The sequence below is a fragment of the Streptomyces sp. NPDC048565 genome (assembly GCF_040650935.1).
Lineage (GTDB): Bacteria > Actinomycetota > Actinomycetes > Streptomycetales > Streptomycetaceae > Streptomyces.
This window is the reverse complement of sequence record NZ_JBEZIH010000004.1, coordinates 1-14,545: the sequence shown is the minus strand read 5'-3', so window position 1 is coordinate 14,545 and position 14,545 is coordinate 1. Positions and strand designations below refer to the sequence as shown.

General features: G+C 69.4%; 11 protein-coding genes. 1 reads left to right on the top strand and 10 read right to left on the bottom strand.

The annotated features are described in order from the left end of the window. Positions 1–5 precede the first annotated feature (5 nt). From AB0C75_RS06315 to AB0C75_RS06270, 10 genes are all read right to left on the bottom strand, one after another. Complete coding sequence (locus AB0C75_RS06315; RefSeq protein ID WP_362887640.1) at positions 6–1,535, bottom strand: CYTH and CHAD domain-containing protein; 1,530 nt, start codon at positions 1,533–1,535, stop codon at positions 6–8. Between the two features lie 62 nt (positions 1,536–1,597). Further along, positions 1,598–2,791, bottom strand: a complete 1,194-nt coding sequence (gene rodA, locus AB0C75_RS06310) for a rod shape-determining protein RodA (RefSeq protein ID WP_362887639.1) — start codon at positions 2,789–2,791, stop codon at positions 1,598–1,600. Then, a complete protein-coding gene (gene mrdA / locus AB0C75_RS06305; RefSeq protein ID WP_362887638.1) occupies positions 2,791–4,968 on the bottom strand; it encodes a penicillin-binding protein 2 in 2,178 nt (725 codons plus the stop codon). The genes rodA and mrdA overlap by 1 nt, the downstream gene beginning before the upstream one ends. A gap of 64 nt (positions 4,969–5,032) precedes the next feature. After that, complete coding sequence (mreD, locus tag AB0C75_RS06300) at positions 5,033–5,695, bottom strand: rod shape-determining protein MreD (protein ID WP_362887636.1); 663 nt, start codon at positions 5,693–5,695, stop codon at positions 5,033–5,035. 11 nt (positions 5,696–5,706) lie between these two features. Further along, a complete protein-coding gene (gene mreC / locus AB0C75_RS06295) occupies positions 5,707–6,765 on the bottom strand; it encodes a rod shape-determining protein MreC (protein ID WP_362887634.1) in 1,059 nt (352 codons plus the stop codon). Positions 6,766–6,862: 97 nt separating this feature from the next. Further along, complete coding sequence (locus AB0C75_RS06290; protein WP_362887633.1) at positions 6,863–7,882, bottom strand: rod shape-determining protein; 1,020 nt, start codon at positions 7,880–7,882, stop codon at positions 6,863–6,865. A 293-nt stretch (positions 7,883–8,175) separates the two neighbouring features. Continuing rightward, positions 8,176–8,589 carry a nucleoside-diphosphate kinase gene (gene ndk / locus AB0C75_RS06285; protein ID WP_362887631.1) on the bottom strand — a complete coding sequence of 138 codons (414 nt, stop codon included), beginning with the start codon at positions 8,587–8,589 and terminating at the stop codon, positions 8,176–8,178. Positions 8,590–8,674: 85 nt separating this feature from the next. Continuing rightward, positions 8,675–9,043, bottom strand: a complete 369-nt coding sequence (locus AB0C75_RS06280; protein WP_362887629.1) for a DUF4233 domain-containing protein — start codon at positions 9,041–9,043, stop codon at positions 8,675–8,677. 4 nt (positions 9,044–9,047) lie between these two features. Beyond that, a complete protein-coding gene (locus tag AB0C75_RS06275) occupies positions 9,048–10,571 on the bottom strand; it encodes a folylpolyglutamate synthase/dihydrofolate synthase family protein (protein WP_362887627.1) in 1,524 nt (507 codons plus the stop codon). A 133-nt stretch (positions 10,572–10,704) separates the two neighbouring features. Then, a complete protein-coding gene (locus tag AB0C75_RS06270) occupies positions 10,705–13,353 on the bottom strand; it encodes a valine--tRNA ligase (RefSeq protein WP_362887625.1) in 2,649 nt (882 codons plus the stop codon). A gap of 140 nt (positions 13,354–13,493) precedes the next feature. Between AB0C75_RS06270 and AB0C75_RS06265 the strand changes: the two genes are divergently transcribed. Next, complete coding sequence (locus tag AB0C75_RS06265; RefSeq protein WP_362887623.1) at positions 13,494–14,501, top strand: hypothetical protein; 1,008 nt, start codon at positions 13,494–13,496, stop codon at positions 14,499–14,501. Positions 14,502–14,545: the final 44 nt, after the last annotated feature.

Genomic DNA, 14,545 nt, shown 5'->3' with positions numbered 1-14,545 from the left:
ACTGCTCAGCCCTTCAACGCCGTACGCGGCCCCGGCCGCGATGCCCGGGCCCAGACCTCGGGCAGCTCACGCTCCCGTGCCGCCGCCGCGGCCTCCTCGTGGCCGTACAGAAGGCCCCAGGTGAAGGCGGACTCCCCCGCGCCGTGCGCCTGGACCGCCAGGGTGCGCAGGGCGTCACGGGCCAGCACGCTGTCCTGGTGGTCGCCGAGCACCGACTGCACCGCCTTCATCCGTTCGGTGAACTTCCTGGCAGGCTTCCCCAGGGCGGGCGCGGCGGCCTCGGCGGCGTACCGGGCGCGTTTGGCGGCCTTGCGCGCCTCGTGCAGGGCCACGTCACGTTCCCCGCCCGGGTGCAGGCCCAGGGCATGGCCGACGCGGGCCGCGAGGCGGTCGTAGTCCTTGAGTACGGCGCGGCGCAGGGCGTCCTGCGGCGGGCGCCCGGCCGCCGGGCGCAGGGGCGGGTCGGCGAGGAGGGCGTCCAGGGAGTCGAGCAGGGCGAGATAGCGGTCCGCGTCGAGCACCGTGGCCACCCGCCGCCGTGAACCGGTGCGCCTGGCGACGGAGGTGAGCGTCAGCCGGGCGCTCACCGGGCCGAGGACCAGGGTGCCGGGCAGCTCGTCGAGACCGGAGCGGAGCCGTTCCTCGATGACCTCCTGGTCGCGGTCGGCCCCGAGCTCGGCGGCGAGCCACTTCAGCTCGTCGCGCAGGGGATCGGTGACGGTCCTGTCGAGTACCGCGCGGTACGTCCTGAAGGCACTGCGCAGCCGGCGGGTGGCGACCCGCATGCGGTGCACGCTGTCGGGCAGCTCGCGGCGCACCGCCGGGTCGAGTCCGACGACGGCCGCGATCTGGGCGCGTACGTAGGCGAGCACATGGTCGCCCGCGGTGCGCGGGTCGTGCTCCTCCTCCGCCGTCCGCCGCTGCCCCTCGGGCGCGGTCTCGGCCAGCGCCCTGGCCAGCTTGGAGGGCGCGGCCGATGGCCGGACGCCCGCCTTGCGCAGCCGCCGCTCGACGGCGTCCAGGAGGGCGGGGTCGCCGTCGTCGGCGAGCTCGACCTCCAGCTCGGTCCACGCCGATGTGGTCCCGTGCCCCTCTTCGGTCAGGCGCTCCGCGAGGACCTCGTCGACACTCAGCTCGGCGAGCACGGCGCCGTCCGCGCCGAGGAGGTGGTGGACGTCGCGGGCGGAGAGGATCCGGACGACGGGCGCCACCGGGGTGTTCCGCACCCGGGAGCGGAGCAGTTCGCCGATGGCGGGCGGCAGGGCGTCGGAGAGCGGGGCCTGGATCTCGTCACGCACGTCGGCCGACACGGGGAACTTGAGGTGCCACCCGGCGTCGTGCCCGCCCGTCCTGCGGCGCAGCGTGAGGGAGTCCGCGGCCAGCCGGAAGTCCGCGGTGTCGTAGTAGACGGCGTCGAGTTCGCTGAGACCACGGTGGACGACCTCCGAGACCCCGGCCGCTCGGGTCAGGTCGGGCAGCCGGGTGTCGGGAGTCGCTTCGTACTTCCGCTCTACCTCGCGCTTCGAGTCCGCCATATGACGAACCTATCCGCGATACCGGCGGATATGCAGGGGCGTGCACCCGGCCCCTCGCGTACTCAGGCCGACAGCGGCCGTTGCACCTTGATCGACTGGAGCAGTCCGACCGCCACCCAGACGGCGAACATCGATGTTCCTCCGTATGACACGAACGGCAGCGGAAGTCCGGCCACGGGCATGATCCCGAGTGTCATCCCGATGTTCTCGAAGGACTGGAAGGCGAACCAGGCGATGATGCCGGCGGCGACGATCGTCCCGTACAGCTCGGTCGTTCCCCGGGCGATACGGCAGGCGCGCCACAGGATGACGCCGAGCAGGACGATGATCAGTCCGGCACCGAGGAAGCCGAGTTCCTCGCCCGCGACGGTGAAGACGAAGTCGGTCTGCTGTTCGGGGACGAACTGGCCGGTCGTCTGGGAGCCGTTGAAGAGCCCGGTGCCCGTGAGTCCGCCGGAGCCGATGGCGATGCGGGCCTGGTTGGTGTTGTAGCCGACGCCTGCCGGGTCGAGTGCCGGGTTGGCGAAGGCCGCGAAGCGGGCGATCTGGTAGTCGTCGAGGACGCCGAGCTGCCAGACGGCCACCGCGCCCGCCGTGCCCGCGCCGAGGAGTCCGAAGATCCAGCGGTTGGACGCGCCGGACGCGAGGAGCACGCCGAGCACGATGACGGCCATGACCATGACGGAGCCGAGGTCGGGCATCAGCATGACGACGGCCATCGGGACGAGGGCCAGGCCGATGGCCTTGCCGACGGTCCGGTGGTCGGGGTGCAGCTGGTCGCCGGCGTCGACCCGGGCGGCGAGCAGCATCGCCATGCCGAGGATGATCGTGATCTTGGTGAACTCGGAGGGCTGGAGGGAGAAGCCGCCGGGGAGGAGGATCCAGGCGTGGGCGCCGTTGACCGTGGCGCCCAGCGGGGTGAGGACCGCGAGGACGAGCACGACCGAGAGACCGTAGAGGACGGGCACCGCTCCCCGCAGGGTGCGGTGTCCCAGCCAGATGGTGCCGATCATCAGCGCGAGGCCGATGCCGCTGTTGAGCACGTGCCGGAAGAGGAAGTAGTACGGGTCGCCGTGGGTCAGGGACTCACGGCCACGGGTAGCCGACCAGACCAGCAGCGAGCCGACGAAGGACAGCGCGAGGGACGCTCCGAGCAGGGGCCAGTCCAGCCGCCGCACGACGGAGTCGCGGGCGGTGAGCTTGGACCAGGCGGAGCGTTCCTCGGGGGCGTAGCCCGAGACGGAGAAGCCCGCCATCAGTCACGCCTCCCCACGGTCACCGGCAGCGCACCCGCGAGGGTCTCCGTGCCGTCGTCGGCGGGTGCGGGGGTGTACGGCTTGATCTTGGGCGACACGATCTGGCCGTCCGACTTGATCTTGGGAAGGTTCTTCTGGGGAGCGGGCAGCAGCGCCTTCTTGAGGTCCTGCTTGCCGCTCGCGTCGAGCCCGTAGATCGCGTTGTAGATGTTGCGCACCGCGGGGCCTGACGCGCCGGAGCCCGTACCACCCTGGGAGATCGTCATGACGATCGAGTAGTCCTTGGTGTACGTGGCGAACCAGGAGGTCGTCTGCTTGCCGTAGACCTCGGCCGTGCCTGTCTTGGCGTGCATCGGGATCTTGTCCTGGGGCCATCCGCCGAATCGCCAGGCGGCGCTGCCCTGGGTCGCGACTCCCGCGAGGGCTTGGTCTATTTTGTCGCGCGTGTCCGCCTTCTTGAACGGCAGCTTGCCGTGCGCCTGGGGCGCGATCTCCTGGACGGTCCTGCCGTCGCCGCTGACGATCGCCTTACCGACGGTCGGGTCGTACAGGGTGCCGCCGTTGGAGATCGCCGAGTAGATGGTCGCCATCTGGATCGGCGTGACGAGCGTGTCGCCCTGGCCGATGGAGTAGTTGACGGAGTCACCGGCACGCATCTTGTTGCCCTCGATGCAGCCTTCGTACGCGATCTTCTCGACGTAGGTGCCGTCCTTCTTGCCCTGCTTGCACCAGGACGCCTTGTTGGCGTCGTAGAAGTCCTGCTTCCACTGGCGGTCGGGAACCCGGCCCGCGACCTCGTTGGGGAGGTCGATGCCGGTCTCCTTGCCGAGCCCGAACTGGTGGGCGGTCTTGTAGAACCAGTCCGCCGGCTTCTTCTTCGGGTTGTTGCCGCCGTCCTTCTGCCACTCCTTGTGCGCCAGGCCGTAGTAGACGGTGTCGCAGGAGACCTCGAGGGCGCGCCCGATGGTGATGTTGCCGTAGCCCTGGGACTCGAAGTTCTTGAAGGTCTGGCCGCCGATGGAGTACGAGCTGGGGCACGGGTAGTTGCCGTCGAAGTCGTATCCGGCGTTGACCGCGGCGGTCGAGGAGATGACCTTGAAGATCGACCCGGGTGCGGCGGTGCCCTGGATGGCCCGGTTCAGCAGCGGGAAGTTGGACTTCTTGCCGGTGAGCTTCGCGTAGTCCTTGGCAGAGATGCCGCCGATCCAGGCGTTGGGGTCGTACGCGGGCAGCGAGGCCATGGACACGACACGGCCGGTCTTGGCCTCCATGACGACGACGGCGCCGGAGTCGGCCTTGTACATCTCGTTGGTGTTGGGGTCCATCTCCTTGCGGGCGGTCTTCATCGCCTCGTTGAGCTCGTACTCGGCGACGGCCTGGACCCGGGCGTCGATGGAGGTGACGACGTTGGCGCCGGGTTCGGCGTCGTCGTTCTGCGCTTCGCCGATGACGCGGCCCAGGTTGTCGACCTCGTACCGGGTGACACCGGCCTTGCCGCGCAGTTCCTTGTCGTACGTGCGCTCCAGGCCGGAGCGGCCGACCTGGTCGGAGCGGAGGTAGGGCGAGTCGCTGTCCTGGGCCTTGGTGACCTCTTCGTCGGTGACGGGCGAGAGGTAGCCGAGCACCTGGGCCGTGTTGGCCTTGCCGGGTGCGGCGTAGCGGCGTACGGCGGTGGGTTCGGCGGTGATGCCTGGGAAGTCCTCCGCGCGCTCACGGATCTGGAGGGCCTGCTGTGTGGTGGCCTCGTCGGTGACCGGGATCGGCTGGTAGGGCGAACCGTTCCAGCAGGGCTGCGGGGTCTTGTCGTCGCAGAGCCTGACCTTGTCCAGGACGTCCTTGGGCTTCATGTCCAGGACACCGGCCAGCCGGGTGAGGACGCCGACGCCGTCGTCCTCCATCTTCATCAGCTCGGTGCGGCTCGCGGACACGACGAGGCGCGTCTCGTTGTCGGCGAGCGGCACGCCGCGCGCGTCGAGGATCGAGCCCCGGACCGCGGGCTGCACGACCTGCTGGACGTGGTTGTTCTTGGCCTCGTCCGTGTACTCCTGCCCGTTGCGGATCTGGAGGTACCAGAGCCGGCCGCCGAGCGTCAGGAGCAGGGAGAAGACGAGGATCTGGATCACGACGAGACGGATCTGGACCCGTGGGGTCCGGCCCGTCTCGGGAATGTTGCTCACGGGGCACCCCCGGTGCTGGTGGGACGGCCGGGGGTACGGGGGTCGCCCCCGGAAGGAAACAGCCTCACAGTCGCTTGACCCCCTTGATCCTTCCTGCGCGTGCGGCACGGCCGCGGGCTGCCCTCAGGCGCATCCCGCCCCGCTGGCTGCCGATCCGCAGCCCGGTGCCGGTGGCCAGCCAGCCGGCGGCGACGTCACCGCTGCCCGAGCTCTCGGCGACCGGGTCGTTCTCGGTGCGTCTGGCGAGCGCCATGATCAGTGGAACGATGAACGGCGCGAGGAGCAGGTCGTACACCACTGCTGTGGCCAGCAGGCCGGCCAGGCCCACATGCCGGGCGGCCGTGTCGCCGACGAGGGCGCCGACCCCGGCGTACAGCAGGGTCGACCCGAGCGCCGCGACGACGACGAAGGCCATCGGGGTGAAGGCCGACTTGAGCTGGCCGATCGAGGGCCGCGCAAGGCCGGCGCAATAGCCGATGACGCAGAGCACCAGGGCGTAGCGCCCGGCGGCATGGTCGGCGGGCGGTGCCAGGTCGGCGAGGAGTCCCGCGCCGAAGCCGATGAAGGCGCCGCTCACATGCCCGTAGACGAAGGCGAGTCCGAGGACGACGAGGAGCAGCAGGTCGGGGGTGGCCCCGGGGAGCTGGAGGCGGGCGAGGACGGAGACCTGGATGACGAGGGCGACCACGACCAGGATGACGGAGAGCAGCGTCCGGTTGAAGCGCATGGGGATCAGCTCTATTCCTGCTCGTTCGCCGCGTCACCGGCGGCCGTGCCGGTGTCACCGGCGGCGTCCGGGGACGCACCGGGGGACGCGGACGCGTCGGGACTGTCGTTGATGTTCCCGACGACCTTTCCGCTGCCGTCGACGAGGTCGCCGTTCGGCTGGGCGGTGACCGTGACGGTCGGGGTGGGCTTGGGCTTCGCCGGCTTCTTGGGCTGCTCGGGCAGGACCAGGTCACGGGGGTCCTCGCGGGGCGCCTGGACGACGATGCCCACGATGTCGAGCTTGGTGAAGCCGACGTACGGACGGACGGAGACGGTCCGGGTCAGGTCGCCGCCGGACGGGTCGACGCTGACGACCTCGCCGACCGGCACTCCGGGGACGAAGGGCTTGTCCTTGCTGGAGCCGAAGGTGACAAGACGGTCGCCCTTCTTCACCTCGGCCTTGCCGTTGAGGAACTGGACCGAAAGCGGCCGGGATCCCTGGCCGGTGGCGAAGCCGAGCTCGTCGGTCTTCTCCATCCGGGTGCCGACGGTGAAGTCGGGGTCGCTGGCCAGCAGGACGGTCGCGGTGTTCGGTCCGACCGTCGTCACCCGGCCGACGAGCCCTTCGCCGTTCAGTACGGTCATGTCGCGCTCCAGGCCGTCCTTGGCCCCGGCGTCGATGGTGATCGTCCAGGAGAAGCCCTGAGCCGCTCCTATGGCGACGACCTGGGCGGCCTTGATGCCGTACTGGCCGGCACCGGCGCTCTTCAGCATGGTGTCGAGCTGACGGACCTTGCTGGCGTTGCGGTCGTCGCTGCCGAGCTTCGTCTTCAGCTCGGCGTTCTCGTGCTCCAGGGCCGCGATCCGGTCGTGCCGGTCACCGGAGTCCCGCACGGCGCCGATGGCGTTGCCCACCGGGTCCACCGCCGCCGAGACCCCGTTCTCGACCGGTCCGAAGACCGTGGCGGCGGCCTGCCGCGCTCCGTCCACCGGCGATGCCTCGCCACCGCGGATATCCACCGTGATCAGGGCGAATGCGATGGCGATCAGCAGCACCAGGAGCAGCCGGCTCTCTCGTGTGTCCCTCACGTGCGGCGGCCGTGCCTTCCTCGTCGGAATGTTCGTGCCTGTATACCAACGTTCCGCCGCACGGGACGGCAGTGCCCGTACGGCGGAACGTCGTGTCCTACCGTCGGGGCTGGGCGTCCAGCACCTGCTGGAGTGCCTCGAACTCCTCGACGCACTTACCGGATCCGAGAGCCACCGAGTCCAGCGGGTCCTCGGCGATGTGGATCGGCATGCCCGTCTCATGACGGAGCCGCTCGTCGAGACCGCGCAGGAGCGCGCCGCCGCCGGTCAGGACGATGCCCCGGTCCATGACGTCACCCGAGAGCTCCGGCGGGCACTTGTCGAGCGTCGTCTTCACCGCGTCGACGATCGCGTTGACCGGTTCCTCGATGGCCTTGCGGACCTCGGTCGCGGAGATGACCACGGTCTTGGGCAGTCCCGAGACCAGGTCGCGTCCGCGGATCTCGGTGTGCTCGTCCTTCTCCATCTCGAAGGCCGAGCCGATCGTGATCTTGATCTGTTCGGCGGTGCGCTCACCGAGGAGGAGGGAGTACTCCTTCTTGACGTGCTGGATGATCGCGTTGTCCAGCTCGTCACCCGCGGTCCTGATGGACTGGGCGGTGACGATGCCGCCGAGCGAGATCACCGCGACCTCGGTGGTGCCTCCGCCGATGTCGACGACCATGTTCCCGGTGGCCTCGTGGACCGGCAGGCCGGAGCCGATGGCCGCGGCCATGGGCTCCTCGATGATGTGCACCTGGCGGGCGCCGGCCTGCGTCGACGCCTCGATGACGGCGCGGCGCTCGACCCCGGTGATGCCCGAGGGCACACAGACGACGACGCGCGGGCGGGCCAGGTAGCGGCGCTTGTGGACCTTGAGGATGAAGTAGCGGAGCATGCGCTCCGTGATCTCGAAGTCGGCGATCACGCCGTCCTTCAGGGGCCGCACGGCCACGATGTTGCCCGGTGTGCGGCCGATCATCTTCTTTGCCTCGGCACCGACCGCCAGGATGCCGCCGGTGTTGGTGTTGATGGCCACGACGGACGGCTCGTTCAGGACGATGCCGCGCCCCCTGACGTACACCAGCGTGTTGGCAGTCCCGAGGTCGATAGCCATGTCACGGCCGATGAACGACATTGAGTTCCCCTTGTTCCCCATGAGGATGTGTCGGGCCTTCCCAAGAAGCGAAGAATGGCTTGTTCGAGGTAGGCGAGGGTTGGCGCTGCGGGCGTGGAAGCTTCCATCGTAGTGCCGTATGCACGGACACAGCGCGAGGGTCCTTCGCCATGGCGAGCGGAACAACTGCTCGTTCCACCCATGGTGACGTTACGTCGGAGGGATGCGTTCCCGCGATACGTGACCCTATGCCGAAGGGCGACCGAATTACTTCGGTCGCCCCAGGTCATGAGCGCTGATTGGCGGAGCCGAAGTCAGGAAAGTCCGGGAAAGAACAGCTTGAGTTCTCGCTCTGCGGACTCCTCGGAGTCCGAGGCGTGGATGAGGTTCTCCCGGGTGATCGTGCCGAGGTCACCACGGATCGACCCGGGCGCGGCGGCGATCGGGTCGGTGGGGCCGGCCAGGGCGCGGATGCCCTCGATGACCCGCTCGCCTTCGGCCACCAGAGCGACGACCGGGCCGGAGGCCATGAACTCGACCAGCGGCTCGTAGAACGGGCGGCCCTTGTGCTCGCCGTAGTGCTGCTCCAGGGTCTCCTGGTCGAGTGTGCGCAGCTCCAGCGCGGTGATCGTCCAGCCGGCCTTGCGCTCGATACGGCCGACGATCTCGCCGATCAGCCCGCGTCGTACGGCGTCGGGCTTGAGAAGGACGAGGGTGCGCTGAGTCATGTACGGCTCCTTGCAGACTTCCGGTGCGGGTGAGGGCGAGATTACAGGGGTACACGAATGGCCCAACGGCCGGGTTTACTCTGCGTCAGCCTTGGGCCGGAGCCTGGCTGCTCTCCTGTGCCTCGGCCTGGGCCGCCCACCGCGCCTTGGCCTCGTCGATCCTGCGGCCGTAGTGCACCGAGGCCCACCACAGGGCACCGAAGATCACGCCGAGGATGAACATCGTCGGAACGAAGAAGCCGCTCAGCACCAGCAGGATCTGGAAGGCCCAGCCCAGCTGCAGACCACCGGGGCGGGTGATCACACCGCAGAGCAGGACGGACAGCAGCATGCCGATGCCGCAGACCGTCCACACCGTGCCCGTGGACAGGTCGTCGGACTTCATCGCCACGAGTCCGGCGAAGCCGATGACGAAGAACTCACCGATCAGCGTCGATGCACAGAGCGTACGCACAGGGTCAGCGCCTTCCCAGGAGCAGCCGGGCCTCGCCGACCGTGATCACGGATCCGGTCACCAGGACTCCGGCGCCCGCGTATTCGGCCTCTTCCTCGGCGAGGGTGATGGCCGCCTCAAGGGCGTCGTCCAGGCGCGGCTCGACCTGGACGCGGTCGTTGCCGAAGACCTCTACCGCGACCGAGGCCAGGGCGTCCGCGTCCATGGCGCGCGGGCTGGAGTTCTGTGTGACGACGACCTCGGCGAAGATCGGCTCGAAGGCTTCGAGCAGCCCCCGCACGTCCTTGCCGTCACTCGCGCCGACGACCCCGATCAGCCGGGAGAAGCTGAACGCCTCGGAGATCCCCTCGGAGGCGGCCAGTGCGCCGGCCGGGTTGTGCGCCGCGTCGAGGACGACGGTGGGGCTGGACCTGACGACCTCGAGCCGGCCCGGTGAGAGCACCGAGAGGAAGGCCTTGCGGACCGATTCGATGTCGAGGCTGTGGCTCTGCTCGGCGCCGATACCGAAGAAGGCCTCGACGGCGGCGAGCGCCACCACCGCGTTGTGCGCCTGGTGCGCCCCGTAGAGCGGGAGGAAGATGTTGTCGTACTCGCCGCCGAGACCCCGCAGGGTCAGCAGCTGGCCGCCGACCGCGATCTCCCGGGAGACGATGCCGAACTCCATGCCCTCACGGGCGACCGTGGCGTCCACCTCGACGGCCTTCTTCAGCATCACCTGAGCGGCGTCGACCGGCTGCTGGGCCAGGATCACCGTCGCGTCCTGCTTGACGATGCCGGCCTTCTCCCCCGCGATCTCCGCCGGGGTGGAGCCGAGGCGGTCGGTGTGGTCCAGCGAGATGGGGGTGACCACGGCGACCGAGGCGTCGATGACGTTCGTCGCGTCCCAGGTGCCGCCCATGCCGACCTCGACGACCGCGACGTCGACCGGCGCGTCGGCGAAGGCCGCGTACGCCATGCCCGTCAGCACCTCGAAGAACGAGAGCCGGTAGGGCTGCTGGGCGTCGACCATCTCGACGTACGGCTTGATGTCGTTGTACGTCTCGATGAAGCGCTCGGCGTCGACCGGGGCGCCGTCCAGGCTGATCCGCTCGGTGACGGACTGGACGTGCGGGGAGGTGTAGCGGCCGGTGCGGAGCTCGAAGGCGCCCAGCAGGGCCTCGATCATGCGGGCCGTGCTGGTCTTGCCGTTGGTCCCCGTGATGTGGATCGAGGGGTACGCGCGCTGGGGCTCGCCCAGCACGTCCATCAGGGCCGCGATACGGGTCACCGACGGCTCGAGCTTGGTCTCACCCCAGCGTCCGGCGAGCTCCTGCTCCACCTCGCGCAGCGCCCGGTCGGTCTCGGGATCGGCGGGGCGGTCGGGGACGGCCTCCCCCTGGGGCGGACCGGACTGGGTACGCAGCGTCCGGCTCCCGGCCTCGATCACCGCCAGGTCGGGGTCGCGCTGGGTCTCTTCGTCGACGATCTCCGCGAAGGTGTCGTCGGGATCGGACGCGTCGTGCCGGTCTGAAGGGCGGGGCTCACTCACGGGGCCAGTCTACGGATGACCACGGACATCGTGCGCAGCGCCCGCTGCCGCGTCCCGTCCGGGGCACGGCGAAGCCCCCGCACTCCCGGTCGGACCGGGGATGCGGGGGCTTCGCCATCAGGCGTTCAGGCCCTCAGCCCGTCGGCAGGTTCGCCAGCTGGGCGGTGATCCGCTCGATGTCGGCCTCGGCCTTGGCGAGCCGGCCACGGATCTTGTCGACCACGTTGTCCGGGGCCTTGGCCAGGAAGGCCTCGTTGCCGAGCTTGCCGGTGGCCTGGGCCTTCTCCTTCTCGGCGGCGCCCAGGTCCTTGGTGAGCCGCTTGCGCTCGGCCTCGACGTCGATGGTGCCCGACAGGTCGAGGGCGACCTTCGCACCGGCCACCGGCAGCGTGGCCGTCGCGTGGAAGCCGTCACCGGCGGGCTGGAGACGCAGCAGCTGGCGGATGGCGGCCTCGTGCGGGGCGAGCACCGTCCCGGTGACGGTCAGCTCGGCCGGCACCTTCTGGCCGGGCTGCAGGCCCTGGTCGGCGCGGAAGCGACGGACCTCGGTGACGACCTGCTGGACGAGCTCGATCTCCTTCTCGGCCGCCTCGTCGCGGAAGCCGCCCGGGGTGTCAGCCCCAGGAACGGTCACAGCCTCGGGCCAGTCGGCGACGACGACGGACTCACCGCCGGTCAGCGTGGTCCACAGGGTCTCCGTGACGAACGGGACGATCGGGTGGAGCAGCCGCAGGGTGACGTCGAGGACCTCGCCCAGGACCCGGCCGGAGACCCGGGCCTGCTCGCCGCCGGCGAAGAAGGTCGTCTTGGAGAGCTCGACGTACCAGTCGAAGACCTCGTCCCACGCGAAGTGGTAGAGGGCGTCGCTGAGCTTGGCGAACTGGAAGTCCTCGTAGAACGCGTCGACATCGGCGACGGTCTTGTTCAGCCTGGACAGGATCCACCGGTCGGTGGCCGACAGCTGCTCGGCGGGCGGGAGTTCACCCTCCACCGTCGCGCCGTTCATCATCGCGAAACGGGTCGCGTTCCAGATCTTGTTGGCGAAGTTGCGGGAGGCCTGGACCCAGTCCTCGCCGATCGGGACGTCGGTGCCCGGGTTGGCGCCCCTGGCGAGGGTGAAGCGGACGGCGTCGGAGCCGTACGTGTCCATCCAGTCCAGCGGGTCGACGACGTTGCCGAAGGACTTCGACATCTTCTTGCCACGCTCGTCACGGACCAGACCGGTGAGCGCGATCGTCTTGAACGGGGCCTCACCGTCCATGACGTACAGGCCGAACATCATCATCCGGGCGACCCAGAAGAAGATGATGTCGTGGCCGGTGACGAGGACGTCGGTCGGATAGAACTTCTTGAGGTCCGCGGTCTCCTCGGGCCAGCCGAGCGTGGAGAACGGCCACAGACCGGACGAGAACCAGGTGTCCAGGACGTCGGAGTCCTGCGTCCAGCCCTGACCCGTGGGCGGCTGCTCGTCGGGACCGACGCAGACGACCTCCCCGTCGGGGCCATACCAGACGGGGATGCGGTGACCCCACCAGAGCTGGCGCGAGATGCACCAGTCGTTGAGGTTGTCGACCCAGTCGAAGTACCGCTTCTCCATCTCCTTGGGGTGGATCGCGACCCGGCCGTCACGGACCGCGTCACCGGCGGCCTTCGCGAGGGTCTCGACCTTGACCCACCACTGGAGCGAGAGCCGGGGCTCGACCGTCGTGCGGCAGCGGGAGCAGTGGCCGACGGAGTGGACGTACGGACGCTTCTCCGCGACGATCCGGCCCTGTTCGCGCAGCGCGCCGACGATGGCCGACCTGGCCTCGAAACGGTCGAGCCCTTCGAACGGGCCTGCGACGGTGATGACGCCCCGTTCGTCCATGACGGTGAGGGACTCCAGGTCGTGCCGCTGGCCGATCGCGAAGTCGTTCGGGTCGTGGGCGGGGGTCACCTTGACCGCACCGGTGCCGAACTCCGGGTCGACGTGGTGATCGGCGACGACCGGGATCGTACGGTCCGTGAGCGGCAGCTTGATCCGCCTGCCGATCAGGTGCGCGTAGCGCGCGTCGTCCGGGTGGACGGCGACGGCGGTGTCACCCAGCATCGTCTCGGCGCGGGTGGTGGCGACGACCAGCGTGTCCTCGCCCTCGCCGTACTCGATGGAGACCAGCTCGCCGTCGTCGTCCTGGTAGTCGACCTCGATGTCGGAGATCGCGGTGAGACAGCGGGGGCACCAGTTGATGATGCGCTCGGCGCGGTAGATCAGGCCGTCGTCGTACATGTTCTTGAAGACGGTCTGGACGGCGGCGGACAGCCCCTCGTCCATGGTGAAGCGCTCACGGGACCAGTCGACGCCGTCGCCGAGGCGGCGCATCTGGCCGAGGATCTTGCCGCCGTACTCTTCCTTCCACTGCCAGACGCGCTCGACGAACTCCTCGCGCCCCAGGTCGTGGCGGGACTTTCCCTCCTCGCCGAGCTGCTGCTCCACCTTGTTCTGGGTGGCGATGCCGGCGTGGTCCATGCCGGGCAGCCACAGCGCCTCGAAGCCCTGCATGCGCTTACGGCGGGTGAGGGCGTCCATGAGCGTGTGCTGGAAGGCGTGGCCCAGGTGGAGGGAACCGGTGACGTTGGGCGGGGGGATGACGATCGTGTACGGGGGCTTCTCGCTCTCCGGGTCCGCCGCGAAGTAACCGCGCTCTACCCAGCGCTCGTACAGCTTCCCCTCTACCTCGGCCGGCGCGTACTGGGTCGGCAGTTCGGGGGTGCTGGCTGGCTGCTGCGATGCGTTCTCGGTCACGGCAGACAGTTTAGGGGCGTCACAGTCGTGCACTGAAACCGGTTTGTTCAGTAACGGTGTACTCCCGGATGTCCTATGTGAGCGGCGCTTCCGTCAGGATGTTCGGAACGCATAAGCATCACGAACAGGGGACACCGCAGATGAGCTACAACCAGCCGGGCCCGTACGGCGGGCAGCCGCCGCAGGGCCAGCCCGGACCGTACGGACAGCAGCCGGGCCCGTACGGCGGTCCGCCGCCGCAGGGTCCGCCCCAGGGCCCCCCGCAGGGCCAGCCCGGCTACGGATACCCTCAGCAGGCCCCCCAGGGCGTCCCGCCGCAGCAGCAGCCCCCGCAGGGTTACGGCTACCCGCAGGGCCAGCAGCCGGGCCCGTACGGCCAGCAGCCGCCCGCCCCGCCGTACGGCGGACAGCAGGCATACCCCGGCATGCCCCCGCAGCAGCCGGCCCCGAAGAAGAAGACGGGCCTGATCATCGGCGCGGCCGTGGTCGCACTGGCCGTGGTCGCGGGCGGGGTGTACTTCCTGACGTCGGGCAGCGGTTCGAGCAGCAGCGACGTGGCGGACTCCACCAAGGGGTACAAGCTCACGCCGGCCGCCGCGGTGGACGACTTCAAGAAGGACGACACCAAGGGGAAGCCCTCGGCCCCGATGACCGGCACGGACAAGGCCAAGGCCGAGGCCATGGGGGTCAAGAACCCGAACGAGGTGGGCGCCCAGTACATGAGCGGCGACATGGAGGTGAACCCGCTCACGACGAAGATGCTCATCCTCCAGGGCATCTGGGGTGACATCGACGACCCCGAGAAGGCCGTCGACGGATCCTTCAAGAACGCCGAACTGGCGGCGGCCACGGCCGAGGACGCCAAGGGGTCGCTGGTCGGCAGCCCGAAGACCGTCAAGCCCGCCGGCTTCAAGGGCGCACTGATGAAGTGCCAGGACGTCAAGATCGTCAACTCGGACGCCGACGGCTCCGTGGAGAACGGCCCCAAGGAAATGACCATGCCGGTCTGCATCTGGGGCGACTACAGCACCCTGGGCGTGGTGATCGGCGTCGACATCGGCGCGGCCATGACGAACAAGTCCATGTCCCAGGACGAGGTGGCGGCCCTCGCGGCCAAGCTCTACAACACCTCCCGCACCAAGGTCTGACCCCGCATACGCGAGAGGGGCGCCCGGCCGGTGGCCGGGCGCCC

Bases quoted from the DNA above. Each gene is read 5' to 3' on its own strand.
- AB0C75_RS06265 (WP_362887623.1), top strand. From the start codon at position 13,494: ATGAGCTACAACCAGCCGGGCCCGTACGGCGGGCAGCCGCCGCAGGGC.
- ndk (WP_362887631.1), bottom strand. From the start codon at position 8,589: ATGACTCAGCGCACCCTCGTCCTTCTCAAGCCCGACGCCGTACGACGC.
- rodA (WP_362887639.1), bottom strand. From the start codon at position 2,791: ATGGCGGGCTTCTCCGTCTCGGGCTACGCCCCCGAGGAACGCTCCGCC.
- AB0C75_RS06315 (WP_362887640.1), bottom strand. From the start codon at position 1,535: ATGGCGGACTCGAAGCGCGAGGTAGAGCGGAAGTACGAAGCGACTCCC.
- AB0C75_RS06290 (WP_362887633.1), bottom strand. From the start codon at position 7,882: ATGTCGTTCATCGGCCGTGACATGGCTATCGACCTCGGGACTGCCAAC.
- mreD (WP_362887636.1), bottom strand. From the start codon at position 5,695: ATGCGCTTCAACCGGACGCTGCTCTCCGTCATCCTGGTCGTGGTCGCC.